Here is a 19,738-nt window from a genome sequence, read left to right as displayed (position 1 = left end):
CAGAAATAAAATCCCCTTAAAAAAAGAAATATTTTCTTTATTTAAATTTAATTTCTGATGTATATTTAATCGAAATTAAACGCAACCATCCAAGCGTAGCAAAAAACAATTATAAAGACAAATAATCCGAATCCATATGTTAAAAAATATAACTGAATCTGCCCATTTTTTAAAGACTAAAGGCTTTGAAAGTCCTGAAATTGGAATTATTTTAGGAACAGGTTTAGGGCAACTAACCAATGAAGTAGAAATTATAACAGAAGTTAGTTATAATGACATTCCTCACTTTCCTACCGCAACTGTAGAGTTTCATAAAGGGCGTTTAATTTATGGTGTTCTTGCAGGTAAAAAAGTAATTGTAATGCAAGGACGCTTTCATATGTATGAAGGCTATTCTCTACAAGAAGTAACCTACCCTGTTAGAGTTATGGAAAAGTTAGGCATTAACACTTTACTTGTCTCCAATGCCGCGGGAGCTATAAATCTTAACTTTAAAAAAGGTGAATTAATGCTTATTGAAGACCATATAAATCTTCAAGGAAGCTCTCCTTTAGCTTTTAAAGGTGTTGAAGCTTTAGGTGAACGCTTTATAGACATGAGTGCACCTTATGATCTAGAAATTAATTCTAAATTCGAAAACATTGCTAAAGCAAAGCATATTAAATTACACAAAGGAGTATATGCCAGTGTAGTTGGCCCTCAGTTAGAAACTAGAGCAGAATATAGAATGCTTAAAATAATGGGAGCAGATGCTGTAGGAATGAGTACCGTTCCAGAAATAATTGTTGCCAAACATTTAAATTTAAAAGCTAGTGCCGTATCTGTTTTAACCGATGAGTGTGATCCTGATCATTTAAAACCAGTAGATATCGACGAAATTATAGCAATGGCCTCAAAAGCAGAACCCAATATGATTGCTCTATTTAAGGAATTAATAACACAATTGTAAACTTCTCAAGCACAATATCTTCTAAAAAAACCATTTAACTCGCTATTTTTCAACCAAATAAAACACTGTTGTAAAATAAAATCAAAACAATTGAAAGGTTTTACAACTAAAGAACACTAAGTAAAATGAAATTCCTTTGCAACAAGATACCGTAAAGGGAAAATGATAAAATTTAAATTATGAGTTATCTAGACGCCACACACGACGTATATAAAGAAGCAGCTTTAACACCAGATGTAGGCTTATGCTGCACAACAAATCCTATATGGGAATTACCTGGTTTAAAGATTCCTAGAATCATGCAAGAAATGAATTATGGCTGCGGAAGTACTGTACATGCTCGCGATTTAACCAACAACCCAAAAATGCTTTATGTAGGCGTTGGTGGCGGTATGGAATTATTACAATTCTCGTATTTTAATCGTGTAAAAAATGGCGTTGTAGGGATAGATGTTGTCGATGAAATGTTAGAAGCTTCTCGTAAAAACTTTATTGAAGCAGAAGCATTAAACCCTTGGTTTAAAAGTGAATTTGTAGACTTAAAAAAAGGAGATGCTATGAATCTCCCTGTTGAAGATAATAGTATTGATGTTGCAGCGCAAAACTGTTTATTTAATATTTTTAAAGCTGAAGATTTAAAGAAAGCTATCGCAGAAATGTATCGTGTTTTAAAACCACATGGACGCTTAGTAATGAGTGACCCAACTTGTGAGCAGCCTTTAAATGACGACTTAAGAAACGACGATAGATTAAGGGCATTATGTTTAAGTGGAAGTTTACCAATCGCCGAATACGTAAAAGCATTAACAGATGCTGGCTTTGGAACTATTGAGATTAGAGCTCGTAAACCTTATCGTATTTTAGATCCTAAAAACTATCCTACCGATGAGCTAATTTATATAGAATCTATTGAAGTAGCCGCAATTAAAGATCCTATGCCTGAAGATGGCCCCTGTATTTTCACAGGAAAAGCAGCTATTTATTATGGTGATGAAGATTATTTTGATGATAAGAAAGGACATGTTCTACTTAAAAATCAACCCCTTGCCATTTGCGATAAAACAGCAAAAGATTTAGCCGATCTAAGTAGAGATGATATTTACTTTTCAGAATCTACATACCATTATGATGGTGGTGGTTGTTGCTAATTCAAAGACATTATAAACACACAAAATAGAGCCTAAAAAAGCTCTATTTTGTGTTATACCTATATTTTTTTCAAGAAAACAATGAGAAATTTCATTTTTTTAAGCCTTCTTATAAGCCTTTATAGTTGCTCTAAACCAAAGGATTCAACTATTAACATTTCAGGTTCTACGACTGTTTTACCAATTATATCAACAGCATCTGAAATATACAAACAACAACATCCAACAGCTAAAATAATTGTTAATGCTGGTGGATCTGGTGTTGGAGTGAATCAAGTAGGAAGTAAAAGAATAGAAATCGGAATGATTTCCAGAGCTATAACTCCTAAAGAAATAGAACTATATCCAAATACTACATTTAAAACACATGCCATTGGAAAAGACGCTGTTGTTCCTGTAGTTTCATCTGAAATATACGATGCAGGAATCACTTCACTTACTTTAGAACAAATTGCAAAAATTTACAAAGGAGACATTAAAAACTGGAAAGATTTAAACGGTCCTGATATAGATATTCTTGTTATTGACAAGGAAAAATCTAGAGGAACACGTCATATTTTTATGGCCGTTGTAATGGGAAATAAAGAAAGTGATGCCCCAGGAGCAGATCTCGTTTTAGGATCCAATAATGAAGAACAAACAGCCTTAGCACAAAGTAATGCTGCTATTGGGATGTTATCTAACGCATGGCTAAATGATGACGTTAAAGGCATCTCTATAATTATGCCAAATGGCGCGGTCATTGCACCAACCAATAAAAACATTATTAATGGTAGTTTTCCTATAACACGTGATTTGTTATTAGTAACCAGCGGGGAACCTAAAGGAGAAGTAAAACAATTTATGGATTTTATACTTTCGAAAGAAGGACAAGAAATCGTGATTAAAAATGGCTATGTCAGCATTTTACAATAACATAGGGAAAGGGTATGTTTTTTTTAGCACGTATGTAAGTATTAGCATTACGTTTCTTATTTTTATTGTATTATTTTTAAGTAGTTATGACGCTTTTAACCAAATAGGTTGGCATTTATTTTCACTCCAATGGAATCCATCAAATAACGAGTTTGGAATTCTCTCTATGCTATATGGAACAGCAATTGTTACTCTAATAGCCTTAACTATTGCAATTCCTACTGGTGTTTTAACAGCCATTTTCACATCAGAAATACTATCTTCTACACAGCGCGTTTATGTAAAATCAGCAATAGAACTATTGGCTGGAATCCCGTCTATAATCTACGGCCTTATAGGCGTTGCTTTTTTTAGCACATGGGTTGCATCTGTTTTCAATATTTCATCGGGAAGAACGCTTTTAACTGCTGGTATTCTTTTATCTATAATGATATTACCCACGATAATAACCTTAAGTGATGATGCCATTAATAACGTACCAAATAAGTATAGAGAAGCTTCTAAAGGTTTAGGGTTTTATTCTTACGAAATTATCCTAAAAACCATTTTACCCATTGCTAAAAAAGATATTATTGGAGCAATACTCCTAGCCCTAGGTAGAGCGCTAGGAGAAACAATGGCAGTAATGTTACTTATAGGTAGCATAGATAGAATACCTACTCCTTTTCATAATGTTTTATCTCCTGGTCAAACCATTACCTCAAAGCTAGGCAGAGAAATTGGAGAGAGTGCCTTTGGCTCTCTTCATTTTAGCGCTCTAAATGCCTTAGGTTTCACCTTATTACTCGTTGTTATTAGCATAACAGTTATTACACAAATCTATTTTAAAAGGGATACTACATAAAATGAATAGAGCACTAAAAAATAACCTTTTTAAAATTTTAATATGGTTTGCTAGTATCCTGAGTATTGGTACACTGCTATTTTTAATTAGTGTGCTTGTATGGAAAGGAATTTCGGCCCTAAGTATTGATTTTTTTACAACTCCTTCTCAAAATTTTGGTGCTTCTGGCGGTATACTTTATCAAATTACAGGAAGCATTTTATTAATTGTGTCCACCGCAATTATTAGTGTTCCTTTAGCTTTAGGTACTGCTATTTATAAAAGTGAATACATTAAAAGTAAATGGTTTCAAAGCACAACTGAAACTATTATTTTTAGCTTAAATGGTATTCCCTCCATTATTTTCGGCATTTTCGGACTCATTTTCTTTGTAAATATTTTAAATTTTGGAGTATCATGGTTTGTTGGTAGTATTATCCTTTCTATAATGATTTTACCAACTATTATCATTGCTACCTACCAATCTATTAGAAGCATTCCATTTTCTTTTAGAGAAAATGCATTAGCGCTAGGTCTAACAAAGTGGCAAGTAATTATTTCTGTTATTTTACCAAGAGCCATAAACGGTGCTTTTACAGGTTTATTAATTGGATTAGCTAGAGCTATAGGAGAAACAGCTCCTATTATGTTTATTGCTACTGCTTTTTCGGGAGTTACATTTCCTTCAAGTTTTTTCGAACCCGTTAGTAGTTTACCAACCCATATTTTAGCATTAGCGCAACAAGCCACAAATCCAGTGGCCTTACAAAATGCTTGGGGAACCAGTTTAGTTTTGTTATTATTGGTTATATTACTGAGCTTTTTTGCTCTAATTAGAAGGATTAAATCTCATAAAGTCATCTATTAATGAAAACACAAGAGCTAACAAATACGATCGCTAAAGCAGAGTATGAACAAGAAAAGGTGTTAACTATTTCTAATTTTAATGTCTCTTTTCATAAATATGAAGTATTAAAAAATATCTCTGTTGATTTTTTAAAAAATAAGATTAACTGTATCATTGGGCCTTCTGGCAGTGGGAAATCGACCCTTTTAAGAAGTATAAATAGAATAAATAAAGACACCAAGTCTATGTCTGTTTCTGGGGATATTATTTTTGAAGCAGAAAGCATTTTTCATAAGCAAAAAAACCTTACATTATTGCGAAAAGATATTGGTATGGTTTTTCAAAGCCCTTGCGTATTTCCTAAATCTATATTAGAAAACGTCGTTTTTGGTATTCAACAACATGAAAAACTTTCAAAAAATGAAAAACTAAAAATTGCAGAAACTCATTTAAAGGCTGTTTCCTTATGGGATGAAGTGGCTTCTCGGTTAAATGATTCTGCAAAGGCATTATCTATTGGACAACAACAACGTCTTTGTATTGCTAGAACTTTAGCAGTAGAGCCAAAGGTCATTTTATTAGATGAACCGACATCGTCTTTAGACCCTATATCTTCAAGAGCCATAGAAAAACTAATGATAGAACTAAAAAAGCAATATTCTATTATTTTAGTAACACATAACATAGCACAAGCACAACGTATTTCTGACCAATTAATATTTATGTGTGATGGCCAACTTATTGAAGCTGGTTCTAAAACACAACTCTTTTGCAGCCCTAAAAAAAACCAGACGAAAACCTATTTACAAGATGAGTATTGCGAGTGTTAATTAACGACAAATAACAGATGGAAAAATACATAAACACAATACAAAACGCGTACGTAGGCTATTGGAATTACCTTAAAAATCAGATTATAGAGGTTAACCACTGGGATAATTATTTCTATGGTTTGATTTTAATATCTTTATTGGTATGGTGTCTAGAGATTCTATTCCCGTGGCGAAAAGAACAATCTATCTTTAGAAAAGACTTTTGGTTAGATGCTTTTTATATGTTTTTCAATTTTTTTATTCTAAATTTAATTGTACTCATTGCGCTCTCTGAAACCACAGCTTCTGCGTTAAACGACCTCTTAAAGGCTCTAGGTTTATCCATTTCCAGTTTTCAATTATTCGACATAGGTAATCTCCCAATAGGTTTAGGCTTATTAATCTTTTTTTTAGTTAGTGATTTTATACAATGGAATACACATCGATTACTCCATCGCTTTCCCTTTTTATGGAACTTTCACAAAGTACATCATAGTGTAAAAGAAATGGGCTTTGCTGCGCATTTACGCTACCACTGGATGGAGCCTATAGTTTATAAAACGTTACTTTACATTCCCATAGCAATTATTGGAGGGTTCGATGCAGAACAAGTCGCTATTGTTCATTTTTTAAGTATTACTATAGGACACTTAAACCATGCTAACTTAGGATGGAATTATGGGCTATTAAAATACATTCTTAACAATCCCAAAATGCACATCTGGCACCATGCGAAAGAATTGCCTAAACACACAAAATATGGTGTAAATTTCGGGATTACGCTTAGCCTTTGGGATTACCTTTTTAAAACCAATTACATTCCGCATAATGGAAGAGATATAGCACTTGGTTTTGAAGGAGATGAAACATTTCCTAAACACTTTTTAACACAAGAATTATACCCTTTAAAAAAATAAACCATGAGACCTTTTTCATTTATAATATGGATCCCCTTACTATTTGCTACTGGTAGAGCTATGGCTGTTAGCCCAACAACATCCCAAACACCACAAAACACTATTAATAAAACTATCAAGCTTGCGTCATCAAAAAAACAAAAAACTGCAAATGTTATAGTTAAAGACGCTAAACACGCGCACTCTAAACCAACTATTGTAGCTCTGGTTGAAAAATTTGATCATAAGCTATGGAATGATTTATTAAAAAAATATGTTTCTAATCAAGGAAATGTAAACTACACCGGTTTTAAAAACGACAGAAGAATACTTACAAAATATATCACTGCATTAGGAAAAAATATGCCTAACGACACTTGGTTAAAAACCGATAAAATCGCCTATTGGATAAACGCCTATAATGCAATGACTGTAGATCTTATATTAAGAAATTATCCTTTAAAAAGCATTAAAGATATTAATAAACCTTGGGAACAACGTCTTTGGAAATTAGGTAACAAATGGTATAATCTAGATGAAATAGAACATCATATTTTACGTAAAATGGGAGAGCCTAGAATTCATTTTGGTATTGTTTGCGCATCATACTCTTGCCCTAAATTACTTAATAAGGCCTTTACTGCAAACAACTTAAACACATTACTCTTAAACGCGACAAAAGACTTTATAAACGACCCAGAACGAAATACCATTTCTTCAGAAAACATAAAGCTATCTAAAATATTTAAATGGTTTGCTAAAGACTTTAAAACAAAGGGGACTCTCATTGATTTTCTAAACAAATATTCAGATATTAAAATCTCTAAAAAAGCAAAAAAAAGCTTTAAAGATTATAATTGGAATTTAAATGACTAAAAAAGTAATGTTCTTCTTAAAAATCAGGTATTATTAATTAATGAAAACAAAGATATCTATTATAATTCCTGTTTTAAACGAAGCAGAACAGATCGAAACTTTAATCAACCATTTAATTGATAATGCATCATTACAAACCCTTTCTGAAATTATTGTCGTAGATGGTGGTAGTACAGATGGCACCATCGGTATTGTAAAAAAACTAGGGTTAAATATTACTGTACTTAAAACTAAAAAGGGGCGTGCGAAGCAAATGAATGCAGGCGCAAAAATTGCAAAAGGGGATATTCTCTATTTTTTACATGCCGATTCGTTTCCCCCAAACCGTTATGATAAATCTATTCTAAATGAAATACAAAAAGGTAATCTTGCAGGGTGTTTTAGATTACAGTTTGATAATTCTCATTGGTGGTTACGTTTAGCCAGTTGGCTTACTCAATTTTCTTGGAGGGCTTGTCGTGGCGGAGACCAAAGCCAGTTTATTACTAAAACGTTATTTAATGATATTGGCGGCTTTGATGAGTCTTATACCATTTACGAAGACAACATCTTAATAAATGAACTCTATAAGCGTAAAGCATTTGTTGTGATTAATAAAAAAATTAAAACGTCCGCACGCTTATATGAAAAACATGGTATTTGGAAACTTCAATACCATTTTTGGGCCATTTATATAAAAAAATGGTTTGGTGCATCTGCCGAAGATTTATACAACTACTATCTGAAACATATAGCTTAATACAATAAAGGAACGGTCACTTGAATTATTTTTAATACTTTTTTAGCATTAAAAGGACATCTCAATTGACCGTCTCCTAATTTAACTTAGAGTAAAATTATTGCCTTATTCGTTTTCTAATAGTCTCTAAAGACCAATCTTTTAGTAATTCTCCATTTTTATAGACTAGTTTTAATTCTCCCAGTGCTTCTTCTTCCCAAGATACTTGATCTATTAATTTATAAGTCTTATTTTCTTTTACAATTTTAATTAAGCCTTTAGCAGATTTCTTAGTACCATCATCTGTAATTGGATCTTTATATATTTCTCTCCCTTCGCTTCTAACCTCCCCATAAGTTGCTTTCATAGCAAAACCAAACGTATCTCTAGTATTATATTGGTAAGTAAATGAGCCTATTCCTAAAACAATATTAGTAGAAGCAAACCCATTTTGTTTTAAGCGTTCACATATTTGTGTAGCACGTTCAAGCGTTATACTGTCTCCATAAATGGCGCCTATATGCGCATCTAATTCTTTATATCCTTTGGTATTTGTTGTCCCTCCAAAAGTTTCCCATAATAACTGGATAACGCCTTTTTGTTCTGCTTCGGTTTTCCCCATAAGGTTTCCGCAGATAATATCTACGGGATCACCACTATCTGGCCTAATAACTACTTTTCCATCTCTTGCCAACACTTCGCTTTTAAGGTTTGGCAGATACTCTGTAAGTACTTTCCATAAATCCCAAGTATCGGAAACTATAGATACTATTCCATTAGGATAGACTTCAGTTATTAAGCGCTTAAAAGTGTCTTGTTCTCCTATATTGGTACCCATACACATTACAGAATGTTCTGTTGCAGCAACAGAGCCTCCTACCAATTCAGTGTCGGAATTTGCATTATAATAGTGTTCTAAAAAATCTATAGAAGGTATGGTATCAGTTCCTGTAAAACTTAACAGGTGTCCTGCAGCAGATAATATTGCCGATTCTAATCCACCCATACCACGCATTGAGAAATCATGTCCTTGCCAATCTACAAATTCTGGAATAGACGAAGTTTCTGCCGCATATAAGTCTAGTATCCCTCTGTATTGTTTTGCTATGGTAGCCGAATTACAAGGTAACCATAATGTGGTTGATAATATCGTTTCGAAATAATTAGTTAACCAAAAGAAATCGGCTTTAGTATTATACATAGTTAACATAGGTACACGAATGGGAACAGCCACACCTTCTGGCAAGGCTTTTATTACCATTGGTAAATAACCTAAATCGTGCAAATCCTCTATATACTTGATTCCAACCTGATTAGCTCCTAAATAATTATTAATACGTCTTGAATAGCGTTTACAAACTTCAGCTTTCGGTTTTCCAAAAAAGTTAGTGTTAAAATCCGTTATAATATACTTTTTTATAAAATATTGTAACCCAAAAAACACAACTTCATTTACACCTGCTATTCTACTTTTTCTTGGTGTCCAATTAGAATACACTAAAGTGGTTTGGTCTGGGTATTGTCTTCTGTGGTCTACTTTGTAGCCGTCTGTAAATAATAATGGGTTCATATATGTAGGGTATTAATTTTTATTGTGTATTTCATTTATTGATATTTAAATTCCTTCGCTTAAATATTTAGCAAGACTAACTACTACATTCTATTTTAATAATATCCTTTTTATAATTTCAATATTACTCATTTCAGAAAATACTTTTCTCTAAGCCTGCTTTCTATCTATATTAACTCAAGTAATTATCTAATTTATTTTATACATTATATCTGTTCGCAATACATATTTTATACCTTCTAATAATTCTTTACCTTCATGTCTGTGTGGATGATGAAATATTAATGCTGTCCCTTTTTTGGGTTGTACTGTAAATAGTTTTCTAAATTCTGTTTCCCCTCCTTCAAAATCATCATTTAAATAAATAATTAGCGAGAAAAAGCTACAGTCTTTATCATTACGATGGTAGCTTCCATCTCTATGCATTTTAAAACGTTGCCCCTTGGTATAGCGATATATTCTAAACATTTCATTTAGTCCGTATCCTGTAAACAAGCCCATGCCTTCTGGCACATATTGTTGTACGCGTTGCCAAAGATTCTCTGCTAATTCGTTATTAAAAAACAGGATTCTATCGTTATTACGCACACCTTTATTCATTACTTGCTGTCCGCCACTGTTTATTTTAGCTTCTTCAAACTCTTTAGTATCACTAAACGCAATATACTTATCACATTCTTCTTGCGATAAAAAATCTTCTACTAGGAATATGGTTGGGTGTAGTTCTATTCTTTTCATTGAAGGTATTCTTTTCATTTCCATAAAAAAAGGAAATCACTTTAATAAAAAAGCGCTCTTTTTTAACGCAAAACATATTGTGTTTATATTTTTTAAGCTTTAAATTCTATAAATTCTACTGGCACAGTATCTGTTAACCAAACACCATTTTCCGACTGGTAAAACGGATTGCCTTTTTCGTGCATTTCTTTAGCTCTTATGGTTAAAATAATGGCTTGTCCTCTCCGACTCCCCACTTTTATTGCGGTTTCTAATTCGCTAGTTAAGTGCACGTACTGTCTACTCATTTTTTGTAAACCTTCTTTTTTTATGACTGGTATAAACTTACTTACTGTTCCGTGATATAGATATTCTGGTGGTTCTATTGGCACTAATTTTAAATCGATTGTTGTAATTGAGTGTCCTTGGTTTGCTCTTATTTTTGTTTTATCGTTGTTAAATGCATAGCGTTTCTTATCATTGGTTTCTACAATATTTTCTAATGTTTCTATTGAGAACTTCACATTGCGTTTGTTTGCTTTTTCAATTAGTTCTTTGACGTTTGCCCAACCATTATCGTCTAATTTCAACCCTATTTTACCTGGATTATGCCTCAATATTAAACTTAGGAATTTACTTATACGCTTTTTATTTTTATCGTTCATTTTAATTTATAGGTTTTCCATTTAGTATATCGTTCTGCATTCTTCCTATTGGCATTCTATATACTGGTATTTTAATATTATAGTGTTTTATCCCTTCTTTTATTTTTGCGTCTATTTCGTTTATATCGTATCTAGATGAAAAGTGCCCTAATATTATTTTTTCTATTGAGATATTTGCAGCCATTTCTAGTACTTCTTCTAAAGAACTATGTTTGTTTTTATTGTTTTTTGTTTGTGCTTCTTCTTTGGTTAAAAATGTAGCTTCATGAACTAAGGTTTTACAGTTATCGTATTTTGAATAATCGAATACTGGTGTATCACCAGAATAGATTAAGATATTTGTTTGTTCTTTTGCTTTTATATAATTACCGCCTTTTTCTTGTTTAAGTTTTATTATTTCTTTTGAACTTAAATTTGAAAATTCTGCTTTTAACTTATGCTTAGTTTCTATAACTTTGTAGGATAAACTTTTTAACTGACCCGACACCGCTATATGGTTATTCTCAAACCCTTGAACAGAGTACCCGTTTTTAATTGTAATCGTTTCTCCATCTTGTAACGGTTTCCAGTTCGCTTTATTTATGTGTGGATCAAATCGCTCTAAAAACGTACTTAAATATCTAAACGAGTTTGCATCTTTTGGATAATGCATATTTAAATTTGGTTTTGAAAACAATTGATTATACTGAAACAATCCAGTTAAGTGATCTCTATCGGCATGCGATATAAATACGTTTCTTATTTTCCCAGCCTTTCCTAAAAGGTTAGATACTAAGCCATCTCCTGCATCAAAGAGAAGTCCTAATTCTTCTATAAAATACCATGTTGCAAATAATGCTGTTGAGTAACCGTGTAATGTTAGTTTCATTTTATTTCTTCGAAAACAAAAGTTTTATTCTGCTCTATTTTTAATGTTGTTATTACTTCTATTTTTTTAGCCTTTACTTTATATGTGATGTTGAAATAGATTCTTTATGACTAATATCTATTTTACTTCTCTACAACTGTCATTTAAAATATTCTTATAATAGTTAAAATTGTCATCATCAAAACATACAAATACAACTCTTGTAATACTTTTACTTTTGTATTGCATAACGGTATTTATTGCTATTTCTGCGGCTAATGTTTTTGGAAAACGGTAAACACCTGTACTTATATTAGGGAATGCTATTGAGCTTAAATTATTCATTTCTAATAATTTTAAACTATTTATATAACAGTTAGCAAGTAATTCTTTTTTTCTTTCAAGCCTGCTTCCTTTATTATAAACTGGTCCTACCGTATGGATTACTTTTTTTGCTGGCAATTCCCCTGCAGTTGTTATTACTGCTTCTCCTGTTTTACACTTGCCTTGCTTATTTCTAATAACTTTACAAGCTTCTAAAATGTCTTTTCCGCCTGCGCGATGTATAGCGCCATCGACACCGCCACCTCCTAATAGCGAAGAGTTAGCAGCATTTACGATAGCGTCTACTTCTAGTTTTGTTATATCTACTTTTATTAGTTCTATTTTCATAATTTTAACGTGCTTGAGAGCTTTTTACTTAAATTAAGAATGTCTTCTTTTTTTACTAATGACTCTATCCAATCGTTTGGGATATTAGCCTTGCCGTAGTATAATCCTGCTAATGCCCCAGCCACGCATGCTGTTGTATCTGTATCTCCCCCTAGATTTACTGCTTTTAAAACAATTTCTTTGTAGTTATCATTATTTAAAAAACACCACAAACTAGCTTCTAAAGTATTTAATACATAACCTGAGCTACTAATTTGATTTTCCTTTAGAGAATGTACTGGTTCTGTCGCAGAATCATTTATAGGGTTTTCTAAAATGCGACAAAACTTATTCATCTCATTTTGAGAACATATTGAATTAGTGTTTAGAAAATGATTTACTCGTTTTTGCATGTTATGATAAGCATCTAACTTGTCTTTGCTTTCTATCAATTCTAACAGATACTCAACATATATAAAACAACTTATTATAGATCGTATATGACCATGCGTTATTGAGGATACAGCTTTAATAATATCATAGCGTTTTTCTATTGGCATATCTTTTACATAAAACGCTATTGGACTGATACGCATAAGTGAACCATTACCATTATCGAACTCTCCTGTTCCTCCAGACATAGTCGCTGGGCGACCTTCTAAAAAGCAATTAATGGCTTGATTAGTTGCTATACCAATATCGAACACTTTACCATGAGGCGTCCAAAGCTCCTCTTTATACCATTTGGCGAATTTTACTGCAATATCATTTAAATTATAACTTTTACATAAACTCTCTGCTAAACAAAAGGTTAAAGAACTATCATCACTCCAAGTTCCTTTGGGCTGATGATGTGTTCCATATTCCATCATACCTGATACAGGAAATTGTTTTAAATAGGCTCTGCTTTTAAACTCTACTGGCACACCTAAAGCATCTCCAACTGCCAATCCTAAAAATGTTGCTTCTATTATATTTGTTTTCATTTTAACCGTAATCGTTTATTCACCTCATCATTATTGCTAAAAAAAGGTTTCTCTTCTGGCACCACCAACTTGTCTAATTCATTATTTAAAACGTGTTGATGTTGTGTTCTTACAAACTCGGAGATATCTTCTATTTTTATAATATCTTCTGTTGCATATTTTATTATCTCCTCATCTCTAACCCCTATTTGAATAGCTCTTCGTTCTAATTTTACACCATAAGGATCATGATCTGGATCCCATTGTAATCGAACAGACGAGTTTTTCACTTCGGCTTTCCATTCGGCTACATTAGTATATATATCTTCTTGAAAATTAGAGTAGACCGCTTTGCTTAAATAACGCTCAAAAGCGTCTCGTTTTAAATGTACTGCTAATATCACTTCTTGACCTTCTTTTGTTCCCCAACCATTTCTGTACATCATCCAAAGGAAATTAGGTTTAATCCATGTCATTCTACTATACCTAAAATCACCTCCAAAATATTGATTTTGTACTGCAAAACGCCCTATTGAAGGTCTATATGACTGATATACTATAATTTCGTCATCATTGTATTGTGCCATGATATGATGGTTTTTCTCTGGCCACTTTTTTAATTGCTCTTTATATAATTTTATATTTAGTTTCATATTATGCTAAATAAAATTTCATTCTATTATTTATTTGTTCCGTTTATCAATTTCTAACTGTACTAATGGATGGGACACTTTTTTAAATTGACTTCCAATACACACCTTAACAATTTTAATATCTCCAACAATACCATTATTAAAGCCTTCTAACTCTTCTACTGGCCTCCATAATTCATTATGAATTTTACCTCCTACATTTTCAACCTTATATTTTAAATATTCTTCTTCTGTTATTTTAAACTCTGTAACAAACCCTAAATAATTACCAAAAGCATCTTTTGTATTCCATTGTGACGCTATTTCTGTTGCATATTCTTCATTTAAAACAGGATAAAATATGGGTTACTGTTTTAATCTTGGAGGAAAATATTTAAAACCACTTTCAGCTATTAAAATCAGTTCTTTTTCTCCAATCGGCCTATATAATCTTACTGTTTTCATATTTACTCTCCGTTAAAACGACTCTATTTATTTAATACATCTCTTACTTCCATTAAAGCGAATCCTAAAAGATTTTCACCTCGCCATAATAATGGGTTCTCTGCTTTCTCATTAGAAGCCCCTAATCCAATTCCCCATATCCGATCCCTGGGACTTGCTTCTACTAACACTCTATTTTTTGTATTTACTAAAAATGTTTTTAATTCTGGGTGTTGTGAAAATTTATGTTTATTGCCTTCTACCACTATTCTGTATTTATGCTTATCCCATTCTTCAGAAATAAAATCCATCACTTTTCGCCCCCATTGTTTTGCTTCAGCAGGAGTATTAGCATTAATAATTTGCTCTAAACAATTAGCATCTTTAAATAGCCTTGCTTTTTCTGCCATCATCCAATGTTCAGCTGTTTTATATACCATATTATTCACACTAAATGGTACTTGCCACCATTGACTAAAACAACTTTTATCAATACTTCCGTATTTATTAGGCGTATGCCCCCAAAAGAAAAGATATTTAACTCGCTTCTTTTTTTGAAATTCTGAGATTAACTTTTCTCTATTGTATTTCATTATTCTTTAATTCTTGTAATTTAATTTGCTCAACTTGATTTGTATCAACCGTTTTAAAACTATCTGTTGTAAATACCCTGTTAAATTTTTCATTTAAAGCTTCTAATCCTTTATTAAAAATTCCATGACTTACAGCTAGATATAAATCGCCAGCATTCTTTTCTTTTAATGTTTCTGCTAACCCTAAAAAGGTACCACCGCCATCGCAAATATCATCGACTATTAAACATGTTTTTCCTTTTAAATCGTCTTCGTATACTTTAAACCCTTCTAGTTTTCCATTCTTCACATTTCTTTTTTTAGAGCATTCTATTACAGGCACTCCTCCTAGATATTCTGAGACTTTATAAATTTTCTTTAACGCCCCTCCGTCTGGAGAAATCAATACAACTTCTTCATTAATACTATCGACTACGTGTTTTATAAAACTATGATTAGTTATTACTTCACAATTGTTTAATACTGCAGAAGTAACTTCGGAATGCGTATCGAAAACAGTTACTTTGCTTAAGTTTAGATTATTTAAAAGAGTTGCATAAACTTTTAAAGACAATGGCTCTCCCACAACCATAACACGATCTTGTCTTGCTGCTGGGAAATAAGGGATAAAAACGTTTATCTTTTCTAAATAAAAACGCTTTAAAGCATCAATAGTCAATAGCAACAAACCAAAATCGTTAAAAGACCTTACTCGTGTAGTAACCGTTACTTCTTTTATCGCAGATAAATCTTTGTTTATTTTTATATGGGGTTCTCCTCCAGAAAAAGTAAACGATTGAAATGAAATATTATTTTCTAAACCAAAAGGCGTAAACTGAGGATCTAAGTTTAAATACATTTGCGTTGTTTTTACACAAATGTAGATTATAATTATAAAGCGACAAAATATTTTGCGTAAATATTACACAAACTTTATTTCAAAATGAAAGCCTTCTTTTGCTAAAGCATTGTATTTACTAATATTAAAACGGAATAATTTTGCTGGTCGACCACTTAATGCTTGACTCATTTCTCCAGTTTCTTCGATAATCCCAAAGCTCATTAGTTTTTTACGAAAGTTTCTTCGATCGATATCCTTTTCTAAAATAGTAGTATATAGGTGTTCTAAATCTGAAAAAGGGAAGGATTTATTTAATAGATCGAAACCTATAGGTTGATAATGCAGTTTAGATTTTAATCTAGATTTTGCTAAATCTAAAATGACTTGATGATCGAAGGCTAATTCAGGTATGTCATTTACAGGAAACCATTGTGCATCTGCTGCATCTGTAGCCGCTTCTATTTTAAAGTGATTGGGTTTAACTAACCCAAAATAACTTATAGACACCACTCGATTTCTAGGATCTCGTTTGGGATTACCAAAAGAATATAGCTGTTCTAAATAATCAATTTTAACACCGGTTTCTTCTTGTAATTCTCGTTCTACAGCCTCTTCAAGAGATTCATTCTCTAATACTAATCCACCAGGTAAAGCCCACTTGCTTTTAAAGGGAGCTACTCCTCTACGTATTAAGAGTATTGATAGATTTTTTTTAGATTCATAACCAAAAACAACAGCATCTACTGCTACTTTTATATTTTGAAGGACTCCCATTATTTGTGTATTTATAACACAAATTTATAGCTTTATAAATAAAGTAAAAAGTTGTTTTTAAAAATATTGACCGATTCCAAAGACTAAACCATGCGTAGCATCTGGTGTGATTCCAACACCGTAATCTATTCTAAAAATAGCACTAAAAATTTGCTTATGTATAAATCGAAGTCCAACACCTGGATACACACGTACGTTTTGCGATTGGCTAAAATCCCCAAAATCGCCACCAGGATTACGCCATGTTCCAGCATCAATAAAGGCATTGCCTTGTAATGCAAACCAGCCTTTATCATAAAGCGTGTATCTATATTCTGTATTTAATATAATTACTCCTGTACCGCGATCTATAATATTTCCTACCCCTCTAATATTTAGATTATTATCTACTGAAAAAGGAGCAAATGGTGTGTCATCATTTTTAGAGATCCCTAAACGCAATCGATTAGCCCAATTCCCTCTTAATCCGACTCTTGCATAGTAATTTAAATCATTCCAACCAATGGCAAACTCAGGTAAATCTTCACTCGTAGAAGTAACATATTGAAAATTAAAAGTACTCTTAAACCCAGAAACGTATTGATAATCGTAATTTAAGTTATTGTACTCATAAATAAACTTATATAATAATTTTTTCACATCTAAATCTAAAGGGACATCTGCGCTAGTTGCGCCAGACTTATACTCATAAACCTCGGAAAAGGAGTTAATTCCAGCTTCTAATCTATGTTTAAAGTTAATCTCATAGAGTCCTAAAACTTCATATGATTTATTTCGATATTTATAATCGGCAGTAGTATTATTAAAAAAAACAGGTTCTTGAGTCGTTAAGTCTTGAAAAGTCATAGCTAAACCCAATTTCCTAGTAAATAAATAAGGTGCTCTTAAGCTAATTCCATAACTACTATAAATATCATTTTGATAAAAACCACCAAAGCTGATACCTCTCCCCAGTAAGTTAAAATCATAGAGCCCTAATCTATACGCAAACTCATCGTCGTTAGAGGTATAAATGTTTGCAGAAGGAATAATTGTAAAATTCTCTTCAATATTATAAAACACATTATATGCATTATCATGAGAATGAAATACTTGATAATAAGCATGAGCTACCGAAGGCAATCGCTTTAAACGCTTAATATCATTTTCAATAGCCACAGAGTCTAATACATCGTTAGGTTTTATTCTCGCTATTTTCTTTAAGAATGCTGTTTTTATCTTTTTATTCCCTTGAAATTTTAAATCATCGATAACATTATTCTGACTAAAACCAATGAAGGTTAAACTCATGAAAAAAAATGAAAACAAGACTGACTTTATCATTGTGCTATAAACTGTTTTTGAACAACCAAATTAACCCAGTTATCTGCGCTAACGTCCATTAGTGTAAAATTATATGGCAAGTTACTAACCAAATTAGGAGGCGTTCCTTGAGTTATGTTTAATACCACATTTGTTGTATCATAATATTGAAATTTATTTTCATAAGTATAAGTTCCTGAAATCAAGTCGTTTTGTGAATTTGAAATTACCTGAAAATAAATAGCATTGTCTCCAAAAGCATTGGCTTCCCAGCTAAATTCAGGCATTAAAGAAACCGTTTGGTCTATAGCTACCACATCATTCCAAATTGTAGACTTATCATTTTGTTTGGTTCGAATGGGATTAGATATTTTTACCAGCCCATCATGTTCATAAGTAATAATAATCCATTTTTCAATGGATATGTTATTTTTAAAACATCTTAAATAACCATTAAAAAAGGGCGCACTCTTCAAATTAACTGCAGTATAAGCGTTTAAGTTGTCCTTTTCAGTAGTCAGATCCTCTGTTTCAAAATATTGAATATTTGTAGCACCTTCTTCGGGATAGAAAAAAGTTAAAAGCGTTTTTGTATTTTGTTCACTTGCTGCACACGCGATCACAGCCCCAGTTTCTATCGCACGACCACTTACATATTCGCCTAAAGTCAATGAAGTAACGACTGCCTCATCATCACTCGAATTTGAGCATGCTGCTGTAAACAGTAAAAGAATTATAAGCTTTACAGATTTCATTTAATACAATGCATAATGTGCTTTTATTACAGTCTCTACAGGTTTATTCTGCGGTGTAAATCTAGTATTTTCTTTACCTCCAGATTTATTGTGATTATGATACCATTTCCATAAAAATCCACCAGCAAACCAATCCTCTTTCCAAAAAGTATCGAACAAAGCCTTTGTGGTATTGGTTTGTGCTTCCAAGTTTACGTTTGTCATATCTCGGTCTGATTTCCAAGGTTCTTTTCCTGAAAAATCTACGCTTCTATATCCAAACTCTGTAAACAAAACAGGTTTATTATACTGTAATGAGAGCCCTTTTATAACATCCTTGTGCGTTTTCCACCCTATTAAGCATTCTGCAACAGTAGGTGTTTTACTCATACTAACAGGAAAATATGCATCTATACCAATAAAGTCCATACGATTCCAAAATGGAGTACGTTTAAATTCGTCCCAATTGGCAGCATAAGTCAATTTACCTTTATAACGCTTCTTTATTTCAACGATCAATCTCTTCCAATACCCTGGACGATTGGCTATAAATTGTTCTAGTTCTGTACCAATACAAAAAATTTCCGCTTTTATAGCTTCTGCTAAAGTTGCATATTCTAATATAAATTTAGAATACGAGTGTTCTAATGTTTTCCAATCGGCTTCATTTTCCATTTTAATATAACCAGTAAACTCACCTCTCCAAACCCAAATTTGTGGCTTCAGCATTATTTTTATGTCTTTAGCCTTAAGCGCTTCTGCATACTGTTTTACTCCTGCCTTAGTTTCTCCAAACCATTGCCGTTCTGTATTAAAAACAATACTTGGATGTTTTAAATTTTCAATAAAACCAAAAGGCATCACTGCTGCATAATTAGCATTGATTTCAACTACTGGATTAACATGTTCATCATTAACTGGATCCTTTGATGCGACAAAGCTTACTCCATTTATTTTTGGCGCTTGCCCAGTACATGATTGAATCAAAATAAGAAATAATAGGAGTTTAATTTTTTTCATCGTGTTGATTATTTATTAAA

General features: G+C 32.3%; 22 protein-coding genes. 9 read left to right on the top strand and 13 right to left on the bottom strand.

Annotation, left to right across the window (positions count from 1 at the left end; genetic code table 11):
• Positions 1-136 precede the first annotated feature (136 nt).
• The 9 genes from AC2D8I_RS07660 to AC2D8I_RS07620 all read left to right on the top strand — a co-directional run bounded on the left by AC2D8I_RS07660 (position 137) and on the right by AC2D8I_RS07620 (position 8,005).
• The gene (locus tag AC2D8I_RS07660) at positions 137-949 is read left to right on the top strand and encodes a purine-nucleoside phosphorylase (protein WP_484705408.1); all 813 of its coding nucleotides are present in this window, start codon (positions 137-139) and stop codon (positions 947-949) included.
• Between the two features lie 179 nt (positions 950-1,128).
• Positions 1,129-2,097 (top strand): arsenosugar biosynthesis arsenite methyltransferase ArsM, encoded by a 969-nt coding sequence (arsM, locus tag AC2D8I_RS07655; RefSeq protein WP_484705407.1) that lies wholly within the window; start codon positions 1,129-1,131, stop codon positions 2,095-2,097.
• An 81-nt stretch (positions 2,098-2,178) separates the two neighbouring features.
• The gene (locus AC2D8I_RS07650) at positions 2,179-3,012 is read left to right on the top strand and encodes a phosphate ABC transporter substrate-binding protein (RefSeq protein WP_484705406.1); all 834 of its coding nucleotides are present in this window, start codon (positions 2,179-2,181) and stop codon (positions 3,010-3,012) included.
• Positions 2,993-3,856, top strand: coding sequence for a phosphate ABC transporter permease subunit PstC (gene pstC, locus AC2D8I_RS07645; RefSeq protein ID WP_484705405.1), 864 nt, complete (start codon positions 2,993-2,995; stop codon positions 3,854-3,856). The genes AC2D8I_RS07650 and pstC overlap by 20 nt, the downstream gene beginning before the upstream one ends.
• A 1-nt stretch (position 3,857) precedes the next feature.
• Positions 3,858-4,703, top strand: a complete 846-nt coding sequence (pstA, locus tag AC2D8I_RS07640) for a phosphate ABC transporter permease PstA (protein WP_484705404.1) — start codon at positions 3,858-3,860, stop codon at positions 4,701-4,703.
• Positions 4,703-5,512, top strand: a complete 810-nt coding sequence (locus tag AC2D8I_RS07635; RefSeq protein ID WP_484705403.1) for a phosphate ABC transporter ATP-binding protein — start codon at positions 4,703-4,705, stop codon at positions 5,510-5,512. Before pstA ends, AC2D8I_RS07635 begins: the two co-directional genes overlap by 1 nt.
• 17 nt (positions 5,513-5,529) lie before the next feature.
• On the top strand, positions 5,530-6,411 hold the full coding sequence (locus AC2D8I_RS07630; RefSeq protein ID WP_484705402.1) for a sterol desaturase family protein: 882 nt from the start codon (positions 5,530-5,532) through the stop codon (positions 6,409-6,411).
• A 3-nt stretch (positions 6,412-6,414) separates the two neighbouring features.
• A complete protein-coding gene (locus AC2D8I_RS07625) occupies positions 6,415-7,266 on the top strand; it encodes a DUF547 domain-containing protein (protein ID WP_484705401.1) in 852 nt (283 codons plus the stop codon).
• 40 nt (positions 7,267-7,306) lie between these two features.
• The gene (locus tag AC2D8I_RS07620) at positions 7,307-8,005 is read left to right on the top strand and encodes a TIGR04283 family arsenosugar biosynthesis glycosyltransferase (RefSeq protein ID WP_484705400.1); all 699 of its coding nucleotides are present in this window, start codon (positions 7,307-7,309) and stop codon (positions 8,003-8,005) included.
• Between the two features lie 97 nt (positions 8,006-8,102).
• Here the strand turns inward: AC2D8I_RS07620 and AC2D8I_RS07615 are convergent, their stop codons facing one another.
• From AC2D8I_RS07615 to AC2D8I_RS07555, 13 genes are all read right to left on the bottom strand, one after another.
• Positions 8,103-9,554 (bottom strand): nicotinate phosphoribosyltransferase, encoded by a 1,452-nt coding sequence (locus AC2D8I_RS07615; protein WP_484705399.1) that lies wholly within the window; start codon positions 9,552-9,554, stop codon positions 8,103-8,105.
• Positions 9,555-9,743: 189 nt separating this feature from the next.
• A complete protein-coding gene (locus AC2D8I_RS07610) occupies positions 9,744-10,292 on the bottom strand; it encodes a prolyl hydroxylase family protein (RefSeq protein ID WP_484705398.1) in 549 nt (182 codons plus the stop codon).
• 92 nt (positions 10,293-10,384) lie between these two features.
• On the bottom strand, positions 10,385-10,936 hold the full coding sequence (locus AC2D8I_RS07605; protein ID WP_484705397.1) for an RNA 2'-phosphotransferase: 552 nt from the start codon (positions 10,934-10,936) through the stop codon (positions 10,385-10,387).
• Position 10,937: 1 nt separating this feature from the next.
• Positions 10,938-11,804 carry an MBL fold metallo-hydrolase gene (locus AC2D8I_RS07600; protein WP_484705396.1) on the bottom strand — a complete coding sequence of 289 codons (867 nt, stop codon included), beginning with the start codon at positions 11,802-11,804 and terminating at the stop codon, positions 10,938-10,940.
• A 117-nt stretch (positions 11,805-11,921) separates the two neighbouring features.
• Positions 11,922-12,455: an O-acetyl-ADP-ribose deacetylase gene (locus tag AC2D8I_RS07595; protein ID WP_484705395.1), complete on the bottom strand. Its 534-nt coding sequence runs from the start codon at positions 12,453-12,455 to the stop codon at positions 11,922-11,924.
• Positions 12,452-13,420, bottom strand: coding sequence for an ADP-ribosylglycohydrolase family protein (locus AC2D8I_RS07590; RefSeq protein ID WP_484705394.1), 969 nt, complete (start codon positions 13,418-13,420; stop codon positions 12,452-12,454). The genes AC2D8I_RS07595 and AC2D8I_RS07590 overlap by 4 nt, the downstream gene beginning before the upstream one ends.
• Positions 13,417-14,052, bottom strand: a complete 636-nt coding sequence (locus AC2D8I_RS07585; RefSeq protein ID WP_484705393.1) for a DUF4291 domain-containing protein — start codon at positions 14,050-14,052, stop codon at positions 13,417-13,419. The genes AC2D8I_RS07590 and AC2D8I_RS07585 overlap by 4 nt, the downstream gene beginning before the upstream one ends.
• A gap of 467 nt (positions 14,053-14,519) precedes the next feature.
• Positions 14,520-15,068: a riboflavin biosynthesis intermediates N-glycosidase gene (gene ybiA / locus AC2D8I_RS07580; protein ID WP_484705392.1), complete on the bottom strand. Its 549-nt coding sequence runs from the start codon at positions 15,066-15,068 to the stop codon at positions 14,520-14,522.
• Positions 15,055-15,906, bottom strand: a complete 852-nt coding sequence (gene prs, locus AC2D8I_RS07575; protein WP_484705391.1) for a ribose-phosphate diphosphokinase — start codon at positions 15,904-15,906, stop codon at positions 15,055-15,057. The genes ybiA and prs overlap by 14 nt, the downstream gene beginning before the upstream one ends.
• Positions 15,907-15,969: 63 nt before the next feature.
• Positions 15,970-16,662: an NUDIX hydrolase gene (locus AC2D8I_RS07570; RefSeq protein WP_484705390.1), complete on the bottom strand. Its 693-nt coding sequence runs from the start codon at positions 16,660-16,662 to the stop codon at positions 15,970-15,972.
• Positions 16,663-16,719: 57 nt separating this feature from the next.
• A complete protein-coding gene (locus tag AC2D8I_RS07565; protein WP_484705389.1) occupies positions 16,720-17,952 on the bottom strand; it encodes a POTRA domain-containing protein in 1,233 nt (410 codons plus the stop codon).
• Positions 17,953-17,981: 29 nt separating this feature from the next.
• On the bottom strand, positions 17,982-18,719 hold the full coding sequence (locus AC2D8I_RS07560; RefSeq protein WP_484705388.1) for a hypothetical protein: 738 nt from the start codon (positions 18,717-18,719) through the stop codon (positions 17,982-17,984).
• Positions 18,720-19,718, bottom strand: coding sequence for a glycoside hydrolase family 113 (locus AC2D8I_RS07555; protein ID WP_484705387.1), 999 nt, complete (start codon positions 19,716-19,718; stop codon positions 18,720-18,722).
• Positions 19,719-19,738: the final 20 nt, after the last annotated feature.

Source organism: Lacinutrix sp. YIN62 (assembly GCF_057219185.1).
Note: the sequence above shows the minus strand (reverse complement) of the source record. Positions and strands in the feature narration are given on the sequence as shown.